Annotated in this window: 20 protein-coding genes; 12 read left to right on the top strand and 8 right to left on the bottom strand. The window is 71.5% G+C overall.

Annotated features, from left to right (window positions below; translation table 11 throughout):
- Together J8M50_RS35445 and J8M50_RS35440 are read left to right on the top strand one after the other, a co-directional pair.
- Entirely contained in the window at nt 1-1,230 is a 1,230-nt protein-coding gene (locus tag J8M50_RS35445; protein WP_010358956.1) for a cation:proton antiporter, read from the top strand.
- Between the two features lie 389 nt (nt 1,231-1,619).
- Nucleotides 1,620-3,107: a hypothetical protein gene (locus tag J8M50_RS35440; protein ID WP_010358958.1), complete on the top strand. Its 1,488-nt coding sequence runs from the start codon at nt 1,620-1,622 to the stop codon at nt 3,105-3,107.
- Nucleotides 3,108-3,127: 20 nt separating this feature from the next.
- Here J8M50_RS35440 and J8M50_RS35435 read toward each other — a convergent pair whose 3' ends face one another.
- Entirely contained in the window at nt 3,128-3,526 is a 399-nt protein-coding gene (locus tag J8M50_RS35435) for a pyrophosphohydrolase domain-containing protein (RefSeq protein WP_010358959.1), read from the bottom strand.
- 88 nt (nt 3,527-3,614) lie between these two features.
- On the opposite strand from J8M50_RS35435, the gene J8M50_RS35430 reads away from it, so the two are divergent.
- Nucleotides 3,615-4,613 carry a TAXI family TRAP transporter solute-binding subunit gene (locus J8M50_RS35430; RefSeq protein ID WP_010358961.1) on the top strand — a complete coding sequence of 333 codons (999 nt, stop codon included), beginning with the start codon at nt 3,615-3,617 and terminating at the stop codon, nt 4,611-4,613.
- A gap of 1 nt (nt 4,614) precedes the next feature.
- On the opposite strand, the gene J8M50_RS35425 is transcribed toward J8M50_RS35430, so the two are convergent.
- Together J8M50_RS35425 and J8M50_RS35420 are read right to left on the bottom strand one after the other, a co-directional pair.
- Nucleotides 4,615-6,015 carry a sensor histidine kinase gene (locus J8M50_RS35425; protein ID WP_010358962.1) on the bottom strand — a complete coding sequence of 467 codons (1,401 nt, stop codon included), beginning with the start codon at nt 6,013-6,015 and terminating at the stop codon, nt 4,615-4,617.
- A gap of 9 nt (nt 6,016-6,024) precedes the next feature.
- The gene (locus J8M50_RS35420; protein WP_010358963.1) at nt 6,025-6,711 is read right to left on the bottom strand and encodes a response regulator transcription factor; all 687 of its coding nucleotides are present in this window, start codon (nt 6,709-6,711) and stop codon (nt 6,025-6,027) included.
- Nucleotides 6,712-7,022: 311 nt separating this feature from the next.
- Here J8M50_RS35420 and J8M50_RS35415 point away from each other — a divergent pair, with 311 nt between their 5' ends.
- From J8M50_RS35415 to J8M50_RS35385, 8 genes are all read left to right on the top strand, one after another.
- Nucleotides 7,023-7,799, top strand: a complete 777-nt coding sequence (locus tag J8M50_RS35415; protein ID WP_010358964.1) for an amino acid ABC transporter ATP-binding protein — start codon at nt 7,023-7,025, stop codon at nt 7,797-7,799.
- A gap of 55 nt (nt 7,800-7,854) precedes the next feature.
- Entirely contained in the window at nt 7,855-8,700 is an 846-nt protein-coding gene (locus J8M50_RS35410) for a glutamate ABC transporter substrate-binding protein (RefSeq protein WP_010358965.1), read from the top strand.
- A gap of 110 nt (nt 8,701-8,810) precedes the next feature.
- Entirely contained in the window at nt 8,811-9,476 is a 666-nt protein-coding gene (locus J8M50_RS35405) for an amino acid ABC transporter permease (protein ID WP_010358966.1), read from the top strand.
- Nucleotides 9,473-10,396 carry an amino acid ABC transporter permease gene (locus J8M50_RS35400; RefSeq protein ID WP_010358968.1) on the top strand — a complete coding sequence of 308 codons (924 nt, stop codon included), beginning with the start codon at nt 9,473-9,475 and terminating at the stop codon, nt 10,394-10,396. The genes J8M50_RS35405 and J8M50_RS35400 overlap by 4 nt, the downstream gene beginning before the upstream one ends.
- Before the next feature lie 175 nt (nt 10,397-10,571).
- Nucleotides 10,572-12,161, top strand: a complete 1,590-nt coding sequence (locus tag J8M50_RS35395) for an FAD-dependent monooxygenase (protein ID WP_050372242.1) — start codon at nt 10,572-10,574, stop codon at nt 12,159-12,161.
- A 135-nt stretch (nt 12,162-12,296) separates the two neighbouring features.
- The gene (locus J8M50_RS50255) at nt 12,297-12,383 is read left to right on the top strand and encodes a putative leader peptide (protein WP_368431555.1); all 87 of its coding nucleotides are present in this window, start codon (nt 12,297-12,299) and stop codon (nt 12,381-12,383) included.
- A gap of 61 nt (nt 12,384-12,444) precedes the next feature.
- Complete coding sequence (locus J8M50_RS35390; RefSeq protein WP_010360632.1) at nt 12,445-12,972, top strand: cupin domain-containing protein; 528 nt, start codon at nt 12,445-12,447, stop codon at nt 12,970-12,972.
- Between the two features lie 56 nt (nt 12,973-13,028).
- Nucleotides 13,029-13,406 carry a rhodanese-like domain-containing protein gene (locus J8M50_RS35385; protein ID WP_010360631.1) on the top strand — a complete coding sequence of 126 codons (378 nt, stop codon included), beginning with the start codon at nt 13,029-13,031 and terminating at the stop codon, nt 13,404-13,406.
- Between the two features lie 115 nt (nt 13,407-13,521).
- On the opposite strand, the gene J8M50_RS35380 is transcribed toward J8M50_RS35385, so the two are convergent.
- The 5 genes from J8M50_RS35380 to J8M50_RS35360 all read right to left on the bottom strand — a co-directional run bounded on the left by J8M50_RS35380 (nt 13,522) and on the right by J8M50_RS35360 (nt 20,353).
- On the bottom strand, nt 13,522-16,047 hold the full coding sequence (locus J8M50_RS35380; protein ID WP_010360630.1) for an FtsX-like permease family protein: 2,526 nt from the start codon (nt 16,045-16,047) through the stop codon (nt 13,522-13,524).
- A 492-nt stretch (nt 16,048-16,539) separates the two neighbouring features.
- Nucleotides 16,540-17,370: a recombination regulator RecX gene (gene recX, locus J8M50_RS35375; RefSeq protein ID WP_010360629.1), complete on the bottom strand. Its 831-nt coding sequence runs from the start codon at nt 17,368-17,370 to the stop codon at nt 16,540-16,542.
- A gap of 6 nt (nt 17,371-17,376) precedes the next feature.
- Complete coding sequence (recA, locus tag J8M50_RS35370) at nt 17,377-18,513, bottom strand: recombinase RecA (RefSeq protein ID WP_010360628.1); 1,137 nt, start codon at nt 18,511-18,513, stop codon at nt 17,377-17,379.
- A 325-nt stretch (nt 18,514-18,838) separates the two neighbouring features.
- On the bottom strand, nt 18,839-20,098 hold the full coding sequence (locus J8M50_RS35365) for an AI-2E family transporter (RefSeq protein WP_075661079.1): 1,260 nt from the start codon (nt 20,096-20,098) through the stop codon (nt 18,839-18,841).
- A gap of 60 nt (nt 20,099-20,158) precedes the next feature.
- Nucleotides 20,159-20,353 carry a DUF3046 domain-containing protein gene (locus J8M50_RS35360; protein WP_010360625.1) on the bottom strand — a complete coding sequence of 65 codons (195 nt, stop codon included), beginning with the start codon at nt 20,351-20,353 and terminating at the stop codon, nt 20,159-20,161.
- A 79-nt stretch (nt 20,354-20,432) separates the two neighbouring features.
- Between J8M50_RS35360 and J8M50_RS35355 the strand changes: the two genes are divergently transcribed.
- Nucleotides 20,433-21,362 (top strand): hypothetical protein, encoded by a 930-nt coding sequence (locus J8M50_RS35355; RefSeq protein WP_029184693.1) that lies wholly within the window; start codon nt 20,433-20,435, stop codon nt 21,360-21,362.
- The last annotated feature ends 27 nt before the right edge of the window (nt 21,363-21,389 follow it).

The raw sequence follows: 21,389 nt of genomic DNA, 5'->3' as shown, positions 1-21,389 counted from the left end.
GTGCACTCCGCGGTCCTGCTCATCGAGTTCGGTTCGATCATTCTCGGCCTCGGGCTGCTCGGGCGGTTCGCCGCCCGGTTCCAGTTCTCGCCGATCCCGCTGTACCTGCTGGCCGGTCTCGCCTTCGGTGAGGGCGGGCTGCTGCCGCTCGGCGCGAGCGAGGAGTTCGTCGCGACCGGCGCCGAGATCGGTGTCATCCTCCTGCTGCTGATGCTCGGCCTGGAGTACACGGCCAGCGATCTCGTCTCCAACCTCAAGTCGCACTACCCCGCCGGGCTCGTCGACTTCTGCCTCAACGCGCTCCCGGGCGCGGCTGCGGCGCTGCTGCTGGGCTGGGGGCCGGTCGCGGCCGTCGTCCTCGCGGGGGTCACCTGGATCTCGTCGTCCGGGGTGATCGCGAAGGTGCTCGGCGACCTGGGGCGGGTCGGCAACCGCGAGACGCCGGTGATCCTCAGCATCCTCGTGCTGGAGGACCTGGCGATGGCGGTCTACCTGCCGATCGTCACCGCGCTGGTGGCGGGCGCGGGGCTGCTGTCGGGGTCGCTGACGCTGGCGGTCGCGCTCGGTGTCGCCGGGCTCGTGCTGTTCGTCGCGCTGCGGTACGGGCGGCTGATCTCGCGGTTCGTCTCCAGCGACGACCCGGAGAAGCTGCTGCTCGTGGTGCTGGGGCTGACGATCCTGGTGGCCGGTGTGGCGCAGGAGCTCCAGGTGTCGGCCGCGGTCGGCGCGTTCCTGGTGGGCATCGCGCTCTCCGGCGAGGTCGCCGAGGGCGCCCACACGCTGCTGAGCCCGCTGCGGGACCTGTTCGCCGCCGTGTTCTTCGTCTTCTTCGGGCTGCACACGGACCCGGCGAGCATCCCGCCCGTCCTGCTCCCCGCGCTCGCGCTGGCCCTCGTCACGGCCTGCACGAAGGTCGCCACCGGCTACTGGGCCGCCCGGCGCGCGGGCATCTCCGTCCGGGGCCGCTGGCGCACCGGCGGCACGCTGGTGGCGCGCGGCGAGTTCTCCATCGTCATCGCGGGCCTCGCGGTGACGGCCGGCATCGAGCCCGACCTGGGCCCGCTGGCCACCGCGTACGTCCTCCTGCTGGTCATCCTCGGCCCACTGACCGCCCGCTACACCGAGCCCCTGGCCACTCGCTGGGCCCTGCGCCGGGCGAACGCGAAGGCGGCGGAACAGGTGCCCGTGACGGAGCAGACCGGGAAGGCGGAGAAGCAGGAGCAGACCTGAGGTCTCACTCCGGCCGTACGGCCCTCGGTGTGGCGCGCTGCGGGCGCCGCGTCGGGGGCCGTCTGCGTGAAGGGGCCGGTCGACCGCGTGAAGTACACCGCCCCGCCTCCCCCGTACACCCCGGCGCCGAACTCCCCTTTCAGAAAGCCGAGTTGACGCCCAGCCCGACAACTTCCCCCACACCGCCAGGAAGCCCCCGAGAACACCTCCGGCATGACGCAGGTCACATCCCCATGTGATCAAACCGTGGAACCTCCGTGTGGTTGTCGTGGCATGCTCGTGGCCCGTTACCGGCGAGTAGGCACCTGCGCCCCGCCGGTCGATCTCTCCCACCCCCTTCACCCCCAGGACTGACGTTGCGCCGACGCACGAGGCCCTTCCGCGCCCTCATGCCCGCCTTAGCCGCGAGCGCCCTGCTCCTCGCGGCGGGCTGCTCCTCCGCCCCGCAGAACGACCGCTCCGCCGCCGACGAGCAGATCGTCGCGGACCTCTCGACGGCCGCCCCGGACGACGCCCCGCTCGCTGTCGCCGCCGCACCCGACGACGCCCCCACCGCCACCGCCCGCCCCGGCGGCGGGTCCGACGGGAAGGCGAAGGCCAGCAAGCTGAGCGTCGCGTCGTACGACAGCAGGACCGGACGAGCCGTCATTTCCTCCAACGGGGGCAAGGCGCCCGAAAGTTCCCTATCACCCACAAATTCCCCGAGCGCTTCGAAACCCGCCGAAAACACGGGCTCTCCGGAAACCCCGGCCGCCTCGGCAACCCCTTCCGCATCGGCCCCGGCCCCCACCGAGCCGGAGCCCTCGGACTCCCCCGCCGAGTCCGCCCCGGCGCAGACCACCGCCGTCGGCGACGTCATCGCCAGCGCCCCCGCGCCCGGCGCGCCGAACGGCCTGCTCGCCAAGGTCACGAAGGTGATCGGCGAGACGGACGAGGGCACGGAGGTCGAGACCGAACCAGCGCAGCTGAACGCCCTGCTGGCCGACGAGACGGCGAAGGGCAGCGTGCCCGTCGACCCGTCCGCGTTCCAGATCGACAAGCTGCTGCCGGACGTCGACGTCTCCTGGACGAAGACGAAGGACGTACACATCGGCCCGAAGGGCGCGACCGTCCCGCTCGGCAGCCTGCGGCTCGACGTGAGCGCCGCACTGCCGGCGATCGGCAACAGCTCCGCGTCGGCCTCCGCGTCCGTCTCGGGCTTCGTGCAGGTCGCCCCGCAGGTCGACTTCACGTACGGCGGTGAGGGCGCCGCCGCCTCCCCGCTCTCGGCGTACCTCGGCGTCTCCGGCGACTGGTCCTCGGCCTGGGCCCTGAAGGGCCGCGCCGCCGCCTCCGCGACCGCGCAGCGCATCCCCTTCGCCAAGCTGCACGCCGATCCGGTGCTCCAGGTCGGCCCGGTCCCGGTCGTCGTCAACCTGGACCTGACCTGCTACGTCCAGATCACCGGCGACGGCAAGGTCACGGTCGACGTCGAGCAGAGCGTCAAGGGCGACTTCAAGGCGGGCGGGACCTTCGGCCTCACCCAGGGCTGGAAGCCGGTCAACTCGTCGACGGTGACGAGCACTCCGGTCCGTACGTCCGTGACGACCGCGGGCTCCGTCAAGGCCGCCCTGGGCGCGGAGGCCAGCGTCGGCCTCTACGGCACCGTGGGCGTCGTCGCCGACCTCGCGCCGTACGTCCGCGGCGAGGGCCAGGGCTCCGTCACCGGCACGGACGGCGACTTCGAGACTCAGGGCACCTGGGCGCTGTACGGCGGCATCGACCTGACCGGCACCCTGCGGCTCCAGCTGTCCGTCTTCGGCACTCCCGTGTTCAAGCGGGACATCCCGCTGGGGACGCTGCACCGGGAGTGGAAGCTGGCGGGCTCACCGGCGTGACGGTCAGGGGTGGGGGCGGCTCACTGCGGCTCCCACCCCTGGCGCCGCAACACCCCCGCCACGTCCGGCACTTCGTAATGCTCCCCCTTGAGCACCTTCCCGTCCGCCCTGCGGGCGATCTCCCCGTCGGGCCCGATCTTGGTCATGTTGGACCGGTGGATCTCGGCGAGCACGGCGTCCAGGTCGATGCCGTGCACGAGCGCCGTCCCGTACGCGACGTAGACGACGTCCGCCAGTTCGTGCGCCAGCTTGTCGAGCGGCCCGCCGACAGCCACCTCGGCGACTTCCGCGGCCTCCTCGGCGAGCAGCTCCCCGCGGTGCGCGGCCAGCGCGGGAGAGACCTCGACGGGCGTACTGCGGGCGTCGAGCCCGAAGGCTCGGTGGAACTCACGGACCAGTTCAGCGGGCGACGAACTCATGCACCGACTGTAACGGCGGCCACTGACAGCGCCCCCTCCCCCGGTCCCCACCCTGGCCAGTGCCCGTCCCGCCTGGCAGGATCGCGCCATGTCCAAGCTGTTCGCCCGTATCGGCAAGCGTCACGCGCTCGAAGGCGCGGCGGCCGGCGTCGTCCTGCTCGGGCTGCTGCTGTGGTGGCTGCTGCCGCTGGGGGACGATCCGCCGTCCGGGTCGGTCAAGTTCACCACCGGGAACCAGGTGGGCGTCTACTACCAGTACGCCGATCTCCTGAAGGGCGAGCTGTCCAAGGACATGCCGGGCCTCAAGGTGGATCTGCTCCAGAGCAACGGCTCGCAGCAGAACGTCCAGCGCGTGGCCGACGACGAGGCGCAGTTCGCGATCGCCGCCGCCGACGCTGTCGCGGAGTACGACAGTCAGCACAAGGACGGGTCGGGCAAGCTGCGCGCGGTGGCGCGGCTGTACGACGACTACCTCCAGTTGATCGTGCCGTCCGATTCGAAGGTGACCAGCGTCGAGGACCTGCGGGGCAAGCGGGTCGGCACCGGGCTCCCCAACTCCGGCGTGCGGCTCATGGCCGTACGGGTCCTGGAAGCCGCCGGTATCGCCGCGAAGGACATCACGGCCCTGGACGAAGGCATCGACACCGGGCCGCAGGACCTCAAGGACGGCAAGATCGACGCGTTCTTCTGGTCCGGCGGAGTGCCCACCAAGGGGCTTCAGACCCTGGCGGCCGAACCCTCCAAGTTCCGTTTCGTGTCCATACCTGCGTCCCTCGTCGCCAAAATGCACCGGAAGGGTGACGCGGCCGGCTACTACCGGGCCACCAACATGCCCGCGGACGCCTACCCGAAACTCCAGGGGAACAAGGACGTGCCGACAGTCGCCGTCGCCAATCTCCTGATCACGCGCACGGACACGAAGGACCGCCTCGCCGAGTGGTTCACCAGGACCGTCATCAAGAGCCGTGACGACATCGGCCACGACGTCCACTCCGCGCAGCTCGTGGACCTCAGGACGGCCATCTACACCGACCCGCTCTCCCTGCACGACGGCGCCCGCCGCTACTACCGCTCGGTGAAGCCGTAGGTCAGGACGCCGACGTCCTGGGCACCCGCACCGTCACCGTCAGCCCGTGCGGCTCGTGCGGTCCGTACGAGATCGTCGCCCCGCCCGCCGCGAGCAGCGCGCGGGAGATCGACAGCCCTAGCCCCGAGCCCTTGATGTTCTGATGGCGCCCGCTGCGCCAGAACCGGTCGCCCACGCGCGCGAGTTCCTCCTCGGTCAGGCCGGGCCCGTCGTCGGTGACGACGACGGTCGCGGTGACGCCGTCGACGGCGACCGTCACCTCGACCTTCTCCCCCTCCGGGGTGAACTTGACGGCGTTGTCGATGACGGCGTCCAGCGCGCTGGACAGGGCGACGGGGTCGGCCCACGCGGTGGTGGCCGGACAGTCCCCGCGCAGGGTCACCCCCTTGGCCTCGGCGGTCGGCGCCCACGCGGCGACGCGTTCGGCGGCGAGCATGCCGACGTCGGTGATCCTCAGGTCGGCCTCGGAGTGCTCGGCGAGGGCGAGGTCGAGGAGGTCGTCGAGGACCTCCGCGAGGCGCTTGCCCTCACCCCGGACGGAGGCGATCTCCTCGTTGCCCTCGGGAAGTTCGTACGACAGCAACTCGATCCGCAGCAGGAGCGCGGCGAGCGGGTTGCGCAGCTGGTGCGAGGCGTCGGCGACGAAAGCCCTCTGCTGCTCCAGGACGTCCTCGACGGTGTCGGCCATCTCGTTGAACGACCGGGCCAGTCTGCGGAGCTCTGGAGGGCCTCCAGAGGCCGCCACGCGGGACTTGAGCCGACCGCTGGCGATCGCGTGGGTGGTGCTGTCGAGAATCCCGACCGGCTTGAGCACCCAGCCCGTCAGCCGCAGCGCGGCGCCGATCGCGAGCAGCAGCGCGGCGACTTCGCCGGCACCGATGATCAGCCAGCCCCGCAGGATCCGTGACCGCAGCGCCCCGGTGGGCGAGTCGGTGACGACGACCGCGACGACGTCGCCGTCCCGGATGACCGGCGACGCCACGACCAGCCGGCTGCGGTCCCAGGGCCACGCCTGCTCCGGGTCGTGACTGCGCCGGCTGAGCAGGGCCTCGGCGAACGCCGCGCGTACCTCGCGGTCCGCATTTCTGACATCCGACGGAAACGCGGCGGCAGCCATGGACGTACCGGTGCGGTAGAAGACACCGGCACGGATGTCGTAGACGTCGTAGTAGTTCCGCAGCTCCCGCTGCAACGTCCCTTTCCGCTCGTCGGCGGTGGTCGACACGTCCTCCGTCACCGTCACGAACTGCGCGAGCGCGGCGAACCGCGCGGTGTCGTCGATCCGGTCGACGACCACCTTCTGCTGCTGCGCGCCCGCGAGGCTGACGGCCAGCGGGATACCGAAGGCGAGCAGGACGGCCGCCATCAGGACGATGAGCAGCGGCAGCAGCCGAGTACGCACGCGCGCCCGCTAGACGGCCGGCGCGACGAGCCGGTAGCCCACTCCGCGCACGGTCTCGATCAGCGCCGGCATGCGCAGCTTGGCCCGCAGGGAGGCGACGTGGACCTCCAGGGTGCGCCCGGTGCCCTCCCAGCTCGTGCGCCACACCTCGCTGATGATCTGCTCGCGGCGGAACACCACACCCGGCCGTTGGGCCAGAAGGGCCAGCAGATCGAACTCCTTTCGGGTGAGCTGTACGACCGTCCCGTCCACGGTGACGCGGCGGGTCGGCAGCTCGATGTGGACGGGCCCGAGCACCAGGGCGCTCTCGGCCGCCGGGGCACCCTCGTCGTGGACGGTGCGGCGGCTGACGGCGTGGATACGCGCGAGCAGTTCGCCGGTGTCGTACGGCTTCACGACGTAGTCGTCGGCGCCCAGGTTGAGGCCGTGGATGCGGGACCGCACGTCGGAACGGGCGGTGACCATGATGACGGGGGTCGCGGTGCGCTTGCGGATCTTGCCGCACACCTCGTAACCGTCCTGGTCGGGCAGTCCCAGGTCGAGCAGGACGACGCCGAACCCCGGGCCCTCGGGGACGAGCGCCTGGAGGGCCTCCTCGCCGCTGCGCGCGTGGGTGACGTCGAAACCGTGCCTCCTGAGGACCGCGGACAGGGCCGCGGCGACGTGATTGTCGTCCTCGACGAGCAGCAGTCTCATTCCGGCCTCCCCCAGTTCATGCGGTCGTTGCGCCGAGCCCCTAGGAATGAACCGGAGCCCAGGGTGCGAGAACGCGCCACCACGCGCGTGTGCACCACCGAAGTCACGCTGATGGACGACGACGCCGTCAAGCGGGTTCCGGTTGCGCACCCCTTCCGTTATCCGGCCGATACGCGCTCCCACTACCGGGCCACTACATGTGTCCGATTGCTATCGGATCGTGATGCTCAGATTCACCTCAGATGTAATGACGCTGCTCATGACTGGTTACTACTGTCCTCGAAACCCGAGGAGGACGGAGCCAGAGAGCGATGACCGAAGTATCGGTGGCCAAGCAGGACGCGGCCTCGACCGACGAGCTGGTCGTCCTGAAGAGCGTGAACAAGCACTTCGGTGCGTTGCACGTACTCCAGGACATCGATCTGACCATCGCGCGCGGTGAGGTCGTCGTCGTCATCGGACCCTCAGGGTCCGGTAAGTCCACCCTGTGCCGCACGATCAACCGCCTGGAGACGATCGACGAGGGCACGATCACGATCGACGGGAAGGCGCTGCCCCAGGAGGGCAAGGAGCTGGCCCGGCTGCGTGCCGACGTCGGCATGGTCTTCCAGTCGTTCAACCTGTTCGCGCACAAGACCGTGCTCGAGAACGTGACGCTGGGACAGGTCAAGGTCCGCAAGGCCGACAAGAAGGCAGCCGAGGAGAAGGCCAGGGCGCTCCTGGAGCGCGTCGGAGTGGGTACCCAGGCGGACAAGTACCCCGCGCAGCTCTCGGGCGGCCAGCAGCAGCGTGTGGCCATCGCGCGGGCGCTCGCGATGGACCCGAAGGTGATGCTCTTCGACGAGCCGACCTCCGCGCTGGACCCCGAGATGATCAACGAGGTCCTGGAGGTCATGCAGCAGCTCGCGCGGGACGGCATGACGATGATCGTCGTCACCCACGAGATGGGCTTCGCCCGCTCGGCCGCCAACCGCGTGGTGTTCATGGCGGACGGCCGCATCGTCGAGCAGGCTGCGCCCGACCAGTTCTTCAGCAACCCGCGCAGCGATCGCGCCAAGGACTTCCTGTCCAAGATCCTGCACCACTGACGGCCTCACCCGCACCGCCGGACCAGCATCCCTTCGTACTCCAAAAGGACGCACCATGAAGCTTCGCAAGGTCACCGCCGCCTCGGCCGCCGTTCTCGCCCTCGCCCTCGCCGCGACCGCCTGCGGCAGCGACAAGAAGGACGACTCCAGCAGCTCCTCCGACGGGGGCGGCGGCAAGATCAAGATCGGCATCAAGTACGACCAGCCCGGCCTCGGCCTGAAGAAGCCCGACGGGTCCTTCGCGGGCTTCGACGTGGACGTCGCCACGTACGTGGCCAAGGAGCTGGGGTACAAGCCGGACCAGATCCAGTTCGTCGAGACGAAGAGCGCCGACCGTGAGAACGCGCTCGCGCGCGGGGACGTCAAGTTCATCGCGGCGACGTACTCGATCACGGACAAGCGCAAGGCGAAGGTCGACTTCGCCGGTCCGTACCTGCTGGCCCACCAGGACCTGCTGGTGAAGGAAAACTCCACCATCGCCAAGGGCACCGACCTCAACGGCAAGAACCTGTGTTCCGTGACCGGTTCGACGTCCGCGCAGAACGTACAGAAGACGATCGCCCCGAAGGCCAACCTCAAGGAGGTCAGCGGCTACTCGGAGTGCCTCTCCGGCCTCCAGAGCGGCTCCGTGGACGCGCTGACCACCGACGACTCGATCCTTGCCGGTTTCGCCGCCCAGGACCAGTACAAGGGCAAGTTCAAGCTGGCCGGCCTGAAGCTGAGCAACGAGAACTACGGCATCGGCGTCAAGAAGGGCGACACCGCGACCGTCGACAAGATCAACAAGGCGCTCGAGAAGATGGTCAGCGACGGGTCCTGGGAGAAGGCCGTCGTCGCCAACTTCGGCCCGGCGGGCTACAAGAACGAGCCCGCCCCGAAGATCGGCAACATCGTCAAGTAACCGCGGGCCAGCCCCGAAAGGTTCCCGAGGCGTGCCGTCGTCCGTCGCGATCACGGCGGCGGCGCGCCGCGCCCTCCTCATAGGCCATCCACCCGGAAGCGCGGGAGATCGTGTTCGACTTTCTCGAAGGTTATGACGTCCTCGGGGCGTTCTGGATGACGGTGAAACTCACCGCACTGTCAGCCCTGGGCTCACTGATCTGGGGCACCCTGCTGGCCGGGATGCGGGTCAGCCCGGTCCCCCTGATGCGCGGGTTCGGCACCGCCTACGTCAACATCGTCCGGAACATCCCTCTGACGGTCATCATCCTCTTCTGCTCACTCGGCCTGGCCGACGTCTTCGGCGTCACCATGGGTTCCGGAGACTTCAAGGTCCAGGGCTTCCGGCTGGCCGTACTGGGCCTGTCCGCCTACACCTCCGCCTTCGTCTGCGAGGCGCTGCGCTCCGGCATCAACACGGTGCCCGTGGGGCAGGCGGAAGCGGCCCGCGCGATCGGGCTCGGCTTCTCCCAGACCCTGACGCTCGTCATCCTGCCGCAGGCGTTCCGCGCGGTCATCGGCCCGCTGGCCAACGTCCTGATCGCGCTGACCAAGAACACCACGGTGGCGGCGGCAATCGGCGTCGCCGAGGCCGCGTACCTGATGAAGGGCATGATCGAGAACGAGGCGCAGACGCTGCTCATCGGCGCGGTGTTCGCCTTCGGGTTCGTGGTGCTGACCCTGCCGACCGGCCTCTTCCTGGGCTGGCTCGGCAAGCGACTGGCGGTGAAGCGATGAGTTCGGTCCTGTACGACACGCCCGGCCCCCGTGCCAAGCGGCGCAACGTCGTCCTCTCGGTGGCGTTCTTCGCCCTGCTCGCCCTCGTGCTGTGGTGGGCATGGCAGAAGATGGACGCCAAGGACGAGTGGGCCGGCGCCCTGTGGAAGCCGTTCGTCCAGTCGGAAGCCTGGACGACCTACCTCCTGCCGGGCCTCGGCAACACCCTCAAGGCCGCCGCGCTCGCCATGGTGATCGCTCTGCCCCTGGGCGCGGTTCTCGGCATCGCCCGACTCTCCGACCACCGTTGGGTACGCGCGGTGTCCGGAACGATCGTGGAGTTCTTCCGGGCCATCCCCGTGCTGTTGCTGATGCTGTTCGCGAACGAGTTCTACTCGCGCTCGACGAACGTCACGAGCGAGGACCGCCCCCTGTACGCCGTTGTGACGGGCCTGGTGCTCTACAACGCGGCGGTGCTCGCCGAGATCGTCAGAGCAGGCATTCTGTCCCTTCCCAAGGGCCAGACCGAGGCCGCCTACGCCATCGGTCTGCGCAAGGGCCAGACGATGAGCAGCATCTTGCTCCCGCAGTCCGTCACCGCGATGCTGCCCGTGATCGTCAGCCAGCTCGTCGTCATCGTGAAGGACACCGCGCTGGGCGGCGCGATGATCAGCTTCACCGATCTGCTCAACTCGCGTGCCACACTCGCCGCCAACTACGCCAACCCGATCCAGAGCTTCATCGTGGTCGCGGCCGTCTACATCGCCCTGAACTTCCTGCTGACCAGCTTCGCGAGCTGGCTGGAGAAGCGCCTGCGGCGCAGCAAGCGCAGTACGGGCGCGGTGCTCGGCGCCGGCGATGTGGAGAAGATGGACTCGGCCGCCATCGGCGGAACCTTCGGCACGGGCGCGGGCGGCGCAGCGGTGGGCGGACCACTCTGACGCCCCCTCACATCCCTTGACCTGTACGGAGGCAGTGGCGTGCGCGCCGCTGCCTCCGTCACTTGACGCAAGCAGCGGCAATGGGTTGCATACGTTCTGTGATCGTGCACCCTGCTCCCACCTCGACATCACTCACGTCCCCGAAGGCACCGTCGCAGGCAGGGGGCGGCCTCCAGTGGACCCGGTGATCATCGTCGGAGCGGGGCCCGTGGGGCTCACGCTCGCCCTGGCGCTGGCGCGTCAGGAGGTGCCGTCGGTCGTACTGGACGAAGGCCCGGGGAAGGACGAACCGCGGCTCGCGCGCACAGTAGTCCTGCGCGAGGACACGGCCGCTCTGCTGGAGCGGCTGACCGGCGCCCCTCTCGACGGACTGCGCTGGACGGGCTGGCGGTCACTGCGGCGCAAGCAGACGATGCGCGAGGTCACGTTCGACGACACGGACCCGGCCCCCCTGCACATCGCGCAGCACGTCCTCACGCGCGCGCTGCGCACCGCCCTCGCGCGCGAGGGCCTGGTGAAGCTCTCCGTGGACAGCAGGCTGGACACGGTCGAACAGGAGCCCTCCGGCGTCACCGCGCACACGCGCGGGCCGAAGGGCACATGGTGGCGCGGCAGTTATCTGATCGGCTGCGACGGCCCCCGCTCGACGGTCCGCAAACTCCAGGACATCCGCTTCCCCGGCCGCACGGCGGTCGAGCGACACGCCGTGGCCGCGCTGCGGGCGGAACTTCCGTGGGAGGGCCAGGCGTTGCTCCATCGGATGCCGCCGTGGCGGACGTCCGGACCGTCGGCCGGGGAGGTCACCGCCCGCCCCCTCCCGGACGGCGTCTGGCGCCTGGACTGGCTGCTCCCTCCGGGCAAGGACCTGGTCACGCCCGAGCTGCTGGTGGCGCGCGTGCGCGAGACGCTCACCGGCTGGAACGGCGGGGCGACGCCTCCGTACGAGTTGCTCGACACCGGCGTCCACACGGTGCACCACCGGCTCGCGCGGCGCTGGCGCGTGGGGCGTGTCTTCCTCGCCGGGGACGCGGCGCACCTGCTGGGCGCGTTCGGCACGCACGGCCTCGACGAGGGCCTCAGGGACGCCGACAATCTCGCCTGGAAGCTCGCGGCGGCCTGGCACCACGGCCCGCGCGAGGCGCTGCTCGACAGCTACCAGGCGGAGCGCCGTGCGGCCCTCTCCGCGCGCCTGCGCGCCGCCGACCAGACGCTGCCACTGCTGCGCGGTGGCGGGGGCCTGCGCGCGTACGTCCCCGGCGCCGCCCGGGGGCACGACGCGCTGCTGGCCGACGGCCACCTCGGCCGCGGCCCGCTCGGCGCGCCGGGCGACCACGCGGACTCCCCGCTCGCGCCCCGGCACCTGGCCGCTGAGGTGCCGGTGGACACCCCGCCCGGCGCCCAGGTCACCGACGTACGGGTGACCGCCGAGGACGGCTCCTCCGTCCGCCTGCGCGACCGCCTCGGCCGGGGTGCCCTGCTCGCCGTGCTGATCGCGCCGGGTACGGGCGTGTGGGAGCGCAAGCACTGGGTGGGCGCCGGCATCATGCCCCGCCTCGCCGCCGCCGTCACCGCGCTGCCGTACCCGGCGGAGCTGCTGGTCACCGAGAGCTATCCGGGGGCCGCGCCCCACACGGTGCTGCTGATCCGCCCCGACGGGCATCTGGTGGCCGCGCTGAACGGCGTACGGCCGGCGGACCTGTACGCGGCGGCGGAGACGGCCGTGGGAGGGGCGGCGCGCGAGGAGGCGGAGGCGGGGGTGCAGTGAGCGTGAGGGGGGTTCCCGCGCGCGGGAGCACGATCTCCGGTCCGATCGTCGGACGAAATCACTGCTCACCCCCCTCTCTGTCCGCATGGTGACAGCCAGTTGACCGCCCCGGACGGCCATGGTCTACTCCGGATCGTGACCGACACCTGCGTGCACCTGTGGCGGAGGGTCCACATGGACCTCGTCCGCTACGCGGGCTGCGTGTGTCGCTCCTCCTGCTGATTCGCATCCCTTCACGCGCGCGTACGGCGCGCTCCCCGCGAACCTCGCCAGGACGGTGTCCGTGTCTGTCGCCCCTTCCCTCCCCACGCCCGCACGCATCCCCACCCAGGCCGACCTCCTGGACTTCGTACGGCGCACCGCCGCCGACGCCGAGCTGATCGCGTCCCTCCCGCTCGATCCCGAGGGCCGTACCTGGATCCGGCTCGAAGGGCCCGCCGGCAGCGAGGCGTGGCTCATCGGCTGGCCGCCCGGCACCGGCACCGGCTGGCACGACCACGCCGACTCGGTGGGCGCCTTCCTGACCGCCCGGGGCACGCTCAAGGAGAACTCCCTCGCCGCCCGCCTCCCCACCGACGGCTGGAAGACCCTGGAGCTGTCGGAGGATGTCGACCGGGAGCGCGCCCTGACCGCCGGACAGGGCCGCGCGTTCGGCCGCCACCACATCCACGAGGTCCTCAACGAGTCCTCCGACCGGCACGCGGTCTCCGTCCACGCGTACTACCCGCCGCTCCCCCGCATCCGCCGCTACAGCCGCTCCGGACAGGTGCTGCGCCTGGAGCAGGTGGAGCGGCCGGAGGACTGGCAGTGAGCGCGCGCGGGGCTGATGACACGGACGAGGGCGGCGGTACCCCTGGCGAGCGACCCATGGGAATCGACGCCCTGCTGGAACAGACACGCGCCACGTACGCGCGCGTGGAGGCGCAGGAGGCGCACGAGGCCACCCGCGCGGGCGACGCGTTGCTCGTCGACATCCGGTACGCCGCCCTGCGCGAGCGTGACGGGCTGATCCCCGGCGCCCTGGTCGTCGAGCGCAACGAGCTGGAGTGGCGGCTCGACCCTCAGGGCAGCCACCGCGTCCCCGAGGCGACCGGGCACGATCTGCGGGTCGTCGTGATCTGCAACGAGGGGTACGCGTCCAGCCTCGCCGCCGCCTCCCTGCACCAACTCGGCCTGCACCGCGCGACCGACCTGATCGGCGGGTTCCAGGCGTGGAGGGCGGCGGGGCTGCCGGTGACGCGGTAGCGGAGGGCGGGGCGGAAGGGGGCGGAGGCCAAAGGAGCGGCAGCCGCAGGGGTCGGCGCGATTCGCACGACAATACGACCGCCCCCACCGCCGCCGTCCCCCACCCCGGCCCTCCCTACTCCCTCGCCGTCACCACCGTCACCGCCCGCACCCGCAACGCCACCCGCCCGGGCACCGCAGTCGCCACGAGCGCGAGCAGCCCGGCCACGGCGACGACGGTGACGTACACGAGCGGAGCCACGGCCGGCGCCGCACGCCCCGTCATCCCGATGCTGAACGCGGTCAGGACGGCGAGGGCGATGCCGCTGCCGAGCGCGGTCGCGAGGAGCAGGGTCGACAGAGCCTCGGTGCGCAGCATCCGCAGCACCTGACGCCGCGTCGCCCCGGCGAGCCGCAGCAGCGCGAACTCCCGGACCCGCTCCGAGACCGACATGCCGAGCGTGTTGACAACGGCGATGGCGGTGAAGGCCAGGACCAGCCCCATCGCGAACAGGTTGACCTCGGCGTTCTCCTGCTGCCTGGCCGCCCGGACCGAGTCCGCGGCGTCCGGGGAAAGAATTCGGAGATCCGGGAACTCACGGAGCGTAGTCGCGAGTTCTCTGTGTGTACGGCTGGTGCTGACGAGGAGGGAGGCGGACAGGGGATTGTCGACGTGGCGTGCGACGAGGTCGTGCGCGAGGGTGAGGTCTCCGAAACCGAGGCCCCTGGAGTAGACGGCGGCGACGGTGAGCGTGGCGGGCGTTCCGTCGCCGAGGGTCAGCTTCAGGGGGAAGCCGGGCGCCAGACCGAGCTGGTCCGCGGCCAGTTCGCTGACGGCGACCGTGTTCCCGGTGAGCCGGTCGAGGGAGCCCGCGGTGACATCGGGGTCCCAGGTGCGGGCGAGACCGGCCGGAGTGACGCCCTGCGCCGGGTACTTGTCGAGGCCGATCCGGACGGTGGTGCGGACGATCTCGGTCACGGCGTCACCGGGCGCGCGCAGCCGCTGGGCCACCGGGTCGGGGACGCCGGGTCCCGCCGAGTCGACGACCCAGTCGGCGCGCACCCCCTCGCGGGCCTCGGCGCGGGCGGCGTCGCCGAGGGTGGGCTGGACGAACAGGACGGTGCAGGTCATGCCGACGAGCAGGGTGAGAGGGGTGACGACGGAGGCCATGCGGGCGGCGTTGCCGCGCAGGTTGGCGGTGGCGAGCCGGCCGCCGTGACCGGTGAGCCGCAGGGGCCCGGAAAGGAGCAGCGTGGCCGCTCTGACGAGGAGCGGGCCGAGGAGGGCGACGGAGGTGGACAGGACAATGACGGCGAGGAAGGTCACGGGGGTCGCGGCGGGCTCGGTGCGCAGCACGCCGAGTACGGCGACGAGGGTGCCGCCGCCCGCGAGCAGCAGCAGACCGGCAGCGAGCCGCCCCCACGCGGGGCGGGCGGGTTCGGCCACGGTCTCGGTGAGCGCCTCGACGGGCCGGATCCGGACGACCCGCCGGGAGGCGACCCGCGCGGCGGCCCAGGCGCCCAGCAGGGTCACGGCGACGGCGGCGAGCGGCGGGAAGACGCTGCTGGAGTGCTCCAGCGTGGCGGGTACGGCGCCCAGGGCGACGAAGCGTCCGTGCAGCCGGCTCCCCAGCGGCAGCCCGGCGACCGCGCCCACGGTCCCGGCGACCGCCCCGACGAGCAGCGCCTCCCGGCCGAGCAGCCGGCGGATCTGCCCCGAGGTCGCGGCGACGGCGCGCAGCAGGGCGAGTTCCCGGTGCCGCTGCTGCACCGACAGCCCGAAGGTCCCGACGACCACGAGCACGGCCACGAGCAGCGAGGTCCCGCCCATCGCCCCGCCCATGCTGATCAGCCGGACCCGCGCGGCAGCGGCGTCCAGGAACTCGACGGGACCGCGCGCGTCCCCGACGATGACCTGCGCGGTGGTGCCGTCCAGGGCCCGCCCGACCGCCCGCTTCAGCTCGCCGGGGTCGGTCCCCTCGGCGGGGAGCACGCCGAACGCGGTGACCTGCCCGGGGTGCGCGGCCAGCCTGCGGGCCTCGCCGTCGGAGAAGAAGAGGGACGTCTGGTGACGCACCCCTGTCGCCGCCGCGATGCCGCTGATCCGGTAGGCGCGCGGGGCCTGCGTCGACTGCACGGTGAGCCGGTCGCCGATCGCCAGCCGCGCCCGCGCCGCGAGGTCGCTGTCGACGACGAGATCGCCGGCGCCCCGGGGAGCGGCCCCGCCGACGAGGCGGTACGGCGTCAACGCGGCGGAGTGCCAGGCGTGGCCGTAGGAGGGCCGGCCGGGGTCGTGGCCGGGTGTCGACGGGACGGCGAGGAAGGTCAGTTCGGGGACGACGCGGGCGACGCCGGGGACGGCGGCGATCCGCTGTTCCAGTTCCTCGGGCAGCCAGGCGCGCTCGGCGATGGGTTTGGCCTTGTGCTTGACCTTGGTCCTGCCGTTCTTGTGCTGAACGGTGGTCCGGTGGACGTTCTGGTCACCGGAGACCAGGACGGGCGTCGCCGCGTACCGCTCGGTGCGGATCGTGCCGCGCAGTCCCGTCTCCAGGAGTGTGCCGCAGGCGGTGACAAGCGCGGAGGCGCACATCAGGGCGAGGAAGGCCCCGAGGAACCCGGCCTTGCGGGCGCGGACCGTCTTGAGTGCGTAACGCAGCATCATGAGGGCGGGCTCTCTCTTCTGTTGTGAGGGGAGTCGACGGCACGCGTCCACACTCGCCCTCACCCACCCGCCCGTGCACTGCGGTGATCCGGCGTCTTCGCACGGGGGTTACCCCCACCCCGGAACGGGAAGGGCGACGCGGCCTGTTCGCCGGTCCCGGACGCCGCTCCCCCATCAGCCCTCGGTGGAGACCGGCCGCTCCAGGAGGACCGCCTGTTCCCAGGCGGCACACCGGGCCCGGCCCGGACACGATCGGCGCCCCCGCGCGTCCACCCTGCCCGGAGCCGGCCGCTCCGATGCCCCCACCTCGGCGGTCACCGGCCCGGGACCACCGGTCCCGGCGCCACGTACCGACCGCCGCCCCCACGACTGCACTCCCACCCCAGCAGGACAACGCTCCACCGGTGCCCGGGGGCACGCACTCCCGCCGAAGACCTCGGGACAACACCCCGCTCCCGGTGACGCCCCCTCATCTCAGAACTCCCCCGGTTCTCAGAACTCCCCGTCCAGGAACTCGGTCTCCTCCCCCTCCTCCTCCAGCGCCTGCCGGACGATCCTGAGGGCCATGCCCTCGGAGTAGCCCTTGCGGGCGAGCATCCCCGCGAGACGGCGGACCCGCTTGTCCCGGTCGAGCCCCCGCGTGGCGCGCAGCTTGCGGGCGACGAGTTCACGGGCGGTCGTCTCCTCCTGCTCGGAGTCGAGCTGGGAGACCGCCTCGTCGATCAGCGTGGAGTCGACGCCCTTGGTGCGCAGTTCCCGGGCCAGAGCGCGCCGGGCCAGGCCCCTCCCGTGGTGCCGGGACTCCACCCAGGCGTCCGCGAAGGCGCCGTCGTCGATCAGCCCGACCTCCTCGAACCGGGAGAGCACCTCCTCGGCCACCTCGTCCGGGATCTCCCGCTTGCGCAGGGCGTCCGCGAGCTGTTTACGGGTGCGCGGGGTCCCGGTGAGCAGGCGCAGACAGATCGCCCGCGCCCGCTCAGCCGGGTCCCCTGAAGGCTGCTCCTTCTCGGCCCTCGACGAGTCGGAAACGCCTTCCCCCTCGGCGGACCGCCCGGTGGACGGTTCCCCGAAGCCGTTGCGGCGACGGCCGCGCCCGCTGCGCGAACCACCCCCGCCGGTCCTGCCACGCCCCGCGCGACCGCCACGCCCGCCGGGCTCCCCGTCACCGTCCCCGCCGTCGCCCCACAGGGAACCACCGGGCAGGTCGGCATCCGCGTACGAGCCGCTCCCCCGCCGGTCCTGGCCTGGGTCGGCGTCCCGCGTCCCCGGGCCCCGGAGGGCGTCGGGGTCGAAGGGGTCGGCCCAGTCGGTTCGTCGTGTCACGGAGGATCAGCTCTTGGCCGCCGCGGCCTTGGTCTTGGCGGCCTTGGCTGCGGGAGCGGGGACCGTCTTGGGCGCGTCGTCCGCGCCGCCGGTCGCGGGGGCGGGGGTCACGGCGTCCGCCGCGGGCTCGGCCGCGGCCGGCTCCGGGCGGACTCCGACGCCCAGCTTCTCCTTGATCTTCTTCTCGATCTCGTCGGCGAGGTCGGGGTTGTCCTTCAGGAAGTTGCGGGCGTTCTCCTTGCCCTGGCCGAGCTGGTCGCCCTCGTACGTGTACCAGGCGCCGGCCTTGCGGACGAAGCCGTTCTCCACGCCCATGTCGATCAGGCCGCCCTCGCGGCTGATGCCGTGGCCGTAGAGGATGTCGAACTCGGCCTGCTTGAAGGGCGGCGCGACCTTGTTCTTGACGACCTTGACGCGGGTGCGGTTACCGACCGCCTCGGTGCCGTCCTTGAGGGTCTCGATGCGGCGGATGTCGAGTCGCACCGAGGCGTAGAACTTCAGCGCGCGGCCACCGGTCGTCGTCTCCGGGGAGCCGAACATCACGCCGATCTTCTCGCGGAGCTGGTTGATGAAGATCGCGGTGGTCTTGGACTGGTTGAGCGCGCTGGTGATCTTCCGCAGCGCCTGGCTCATCAGACGGGCCTGGAGGCCGACGTGGCTGTCGCCCATCTCGCCCTCGATCTCCGCACGCGGCACGAGCGCGGCGACGGAGTCGATGACGATCAGGTCGAGAGCGCCGGAGCGGACCAGCATGTCCACGATCTCCAGCGCCTGCTCGCCGTTGTCCGGCTGGGACAGGATCAGGTTGTCGATGTCGACGCCGAGCTTGCGCGCGTACTCGGGGTCGAGGGCGTGCTCCGCGTCGATGAAGGCCACCTGACCGCCGGCCCGCTGCGCGTTGGCCACGGCGTGCAGTGTCAGGGTCGTCTTGCCGGAGGACTCCGGGCCGTACACCTCCACCACACGGCCGCGCGGGATGCCGCCGACGCCGAGCGCGACGTCCAGTGCGGTCGATCCCGTGGGGATGACCTCGATGGGTTCGTTCGGCCGCTCGCCCATGCGCATGACCGCGCCCTTGCCGAACTGCCGTTCAATCTGTGCGAGTGCGGCGTCCAACGCCTTCTCGCGGTCCGTGCCTGCCATGGGTTCCACCCGGTTTGCTTGAGTCGATCGCTTCACGTCGAAGACGCTAACGCCTGCCACTGACAACGCGTCTCGATGCCGGTCCAGCCTGTGGATAACTAGGCCACTTCTCCACCCAGACTCGGGCAAAACAACCCCAGAGATCCTCGCCGAGGACTTCGCCGGAGCCTCCATCAGAATGGATGTTCGATTTTCGTGTCAAGCGCACCACACGGCTTCCCGAGCGTACGTCCCCCCGACCTTCACAAGTCGCCCCAACCCTCGCGTGTCCCCCACGACAACAGACGCACGAGGACGGCTGCCCCGGCCGGGGCAGCCGAGGCCTCTACCCCCGCCCACCTCGCGCACGCGCCCGCGCACCGACCCGCCTCCACACGTCCCGCAGCCCCGCACCGCCCCCGCCTCGCGGCTCCTCCCGCCGTGGCCGCCCCTGCACCCGGGGATCGTCGGTCACGTCGTACCGCTTCACGTACGCCCCGAGGAACGCCTGGAGCGTGGCGACAGCGGGGATGGAGATCAGCGCCCCCACAGCCCCCAGCAGCGCGGTCCCGGCGATGACGGACCCGAAGGCGACGGCGGGATGGATGTCCACGGTCCGCGACGTCAGCTTCGGCTGGAGCATGTAGTTCTCGAACTGCTGGTACACGACGACGAACACCAGCACCCACAGCGCGTACCAGGGATCGACGGTGAACGCGATCAGCATGGGCAGCGCGCCCGCGAGGTACGTCCCGAGCGTGGGGATGAACTGCGAGACGACACCGACCCACAGCCCCAGCACGGGCGCGTAGGGGATCTCCAGGACCTGGAGCAGGATGTAGTGCGCGATCCCGGAGATCAGCGCCATCAGCCCGCGCGAGTAGAGGTACCCCCCGGTCTTGTCGACGGCGATCTCCCACGCGCGCAGGACCTCGGCCTGCTTGGCCGGCGGCAGCACGGAGCACAGCCCCCGCCGCAGCCGGGGCCCGTCGGCGGCGAAGTAGAACGAGAACAGGGCGATCGTCAGCAGCTGGAAGAGCCCACCGAGCACCTGCGCGGAGACGTCGAGCACCCCGGCCGCACTGTTCTGGGCGTATTTCTTCAGCCACTCGGAGTGCAGCAGCCCCTCCTGGATGTCGACCCGTTTCAGCTCGGTGTGGAACGAGGTGTTGATCCAGTGGATGACGGAGTCGAGGTACTGCGGGAACCCGTCGACCATCTTGACGATCTGCCCGGCGAGCATCGACCCGAGGAGCGTGATGAACCCGGCGACGGCGATCAGCAGCCCGAGGAAGACCAGGAAGGTCGCGAGGCCCCGGCGCATCCCGTAGGACGCCATCCAGCTCACCGCGGGTTCGACGGCGAGCGCCAGGAAGAACGCGATGAGGATGTTGAGCAGCAGCCCGAGGAGCTGGTGGAACGCCCACGTCCCGAGCTGGAACAGTCCGATGAGCGCCAACGCGAGCACCATCGCGCGCGGCAGCCACCGCGGCATGCGCTCCCCGGCCGTCCCAGCGCCGTCGGCCGGCGGCGGCTCGGGCGGCGCCGCCGCGCCGGACGATGGTGTCTGCGGGGCGAGCTGCCCGGTCTCCTCAGTCGGTGCCACGCCCCAAGTCTCGCCCACACCACCGGCATTCCGGCACTCCCCCGCGATCTTCGCCGAGGATCACCGCTTCTCGTGCGGAACGTTCATCACCGAGCACACCACCCGCCACACGTCCTTCGCCTCCCAGCCGGCGGTCAGCGCCTCGTGCACCGTCCGCCCGCCCAGCTCCGTCATCACGTGATCGCGCGCGAAGGTCTCGGAGTACCCCGTACCGAAGTGCTCCGCCATCCGCTCCCAGAAGACCGTCAACCGCATGCGCCCAGTATCCCGCCCCTCGGGTACACCCTTGGCCGTACGCCCGCGCGGGCACCGCCTTCCGCCCTACGGTCGCGACATGCCCGAACCAGGAGCTTCCCCCCTGCCCCAGACGCCCTCGGCGCGCTCCCCGCTCGCGCGCGCGGAGCGCTTCGTGTGGCTCAACGCGCGCGTGCTGGAGCAGCGTCTGTTCGCCCACCACTTCCTGGGCGCCTCCGCCGACCCCGCGGAGACCGCGCTCGACGCCTACCGCACGGCGGACGGCGGGTACGGCCACGCCCTGGAGCCCGACCTGCGCGGGCCCGTCGGCCAGCCCCCGCACGCGGTGTACGCGCTGCGTGTCCTGGACGCGCTCGGGCGCTGCGGCGGACGGCGGGTGGAGCAGCTGTGCCGTCATCTGACGGCGGTGTCGGCCCCGGACGGCGCCCTCCCGGCCGTCCTGCCCTCCCAGCGCGGCTACCCGGCCGCGCCGTCGGCCCCGATCGCGGACGTCCCGGCCGGCGACCTGCTGACGACCGGCCCCGTCACGGGTCTCCTGCACCGTAACGACGTCTGGCACGCCTGGCTGTTCCGGGCCACCGACTTCTGCTGGCACGCGGTGGAGTCCCTGCGGGCCCCTGATCCGTACGAGGTGCAGGCCGCCGTCACCTTCCTGGACGCCGTCCCCGACCGCTCCCGCGCGCAGGCCGCCGCCGACCGCCTGGGCCGTCTGGTGCGCGACCGGCACCTGGCCGTCCTGGCCCCGGACAGCCCTAAGGCGTACCCCGCGCCCGCCGGGCAGCACTTCCCCCACGACTTCGCCCCCGTCCCGCACTCCGTCGCGCGCGCGTGGTTCACCGACGCCGAGATGTCCCGTTCCCTGGACCTCCTCGCGGCCGGCCAGCAGTCCGACGGCGGCTGGCCGCCCCACCGGCCCCGGTGGACCCCCTCCGCCGCCCTGGAGGCCCGGGCGATGGTGACGATCGACGCTCTCCGCACCCTGAGGTCGTACGGCCGTCCCCTCGCCTGACCCCGCCGCCGGCCCTGTATCCACAGG

Origin of the sequence: Streptomyces acidiscabies (genome assembly GCF_020010905.1) — a bacterium.
Classification (GTDB): domain Bacteria; phylum Actinomycetota; class Actinomycetes; order Streptomycetales; family Streptomycetaceae; genus Streptomyces; species Streptomyces acidiscabies.
This window is presented reverse-complemented; position numbering and strand designations above follow the sequence as displayed.

Bases quoted from the DNA above. Each gene is read 5' to 3' on its own strand.
- J8M50_RS35385 (WP_010360631.1), top strand. From the start codon at position 13,029: ATGGGAATCGACGCCCTGCTGGAACAGACACGCGCCACGTACGCGCGC.
- J8M50_RS35400 (WP_010358968.1), top strand. From the start codon at position 9,473: ATGAGTTCGGTCCTGTACGACACGCCCGGCCCCCGTGCCAAGCGGCGC.
- J8M50_RS35435 (WP_010358959.1), bottom strand. From the start codon at position 3,526: ATGAGTTCGTCGCCCGCTGAACTGGTCCGTGAGTTCCACCGAGCCTTC.
- J8M50_RS35415 (WP_010358964.1), top strand. From the start codon at position 7,023: ATGACCGAAGTATCGGTGGCCAAGCAGGACGCGGCCTCGACCGACGAG.
- J8M50_RS35355 (WP_029184693.1), top strand. From the start codon at position 20,433: ATGCCCGAACCAGGAGCTTCCCCCCTGCCCCAGACGCCCTCGGCGCGC.
- J8M50_RS35410 (WP_010358965.1), top strand. From the start codon at position 7,855: ATGAAGCTTCGCAAGGTCACCGCCGCCTCGGCCGCCGTTCTCGCCCTC.
- J8M50_RS35360 (WP_010360625.1), bottom strand. From the start codon at position 20,353: ATGCGGTTGACGGTCTTCTGGGAGCGGATGGCGGAGCACTTCGGTACG.
- J8M50_RS35430 (WP_010358961.1), top strand. From the start codon at position 3,615: ATGTCCAAGCTGTTCGCCCGTATCGGCAAGCGTCACGCGCTCGAAGGC.
- J8M50_RS35420 (WP_010358963.1), bottom strand. From the start codon at position 6,711: ATGAGACTGCTGCTCGTCGAGGACGACAATCACGTCGCCGCGGCCCTG.
- J8M50_RS35380 (WP_010360630.1), bottom strand. From the start codon at position 16,047: ATGATGCTGCGTTACGCACTCAAGACGGTCCGCGCCCGCAAGGCCGGG.
- recA (WP_010360628.1), bottom strand. From the start codon at position 18,513: ATGGCAGGCACGGACCGCGAGAAGGCGTTGGACGCCGCACTCGCACAG.
- J8M50_RS35440 (WP_010358958.1), top strand. From the start codon at position 1,620: ATGCCCGCCTTAGCCGCGAGCGCCCTGCTCCTCGCGGCGGGCTGCTCC.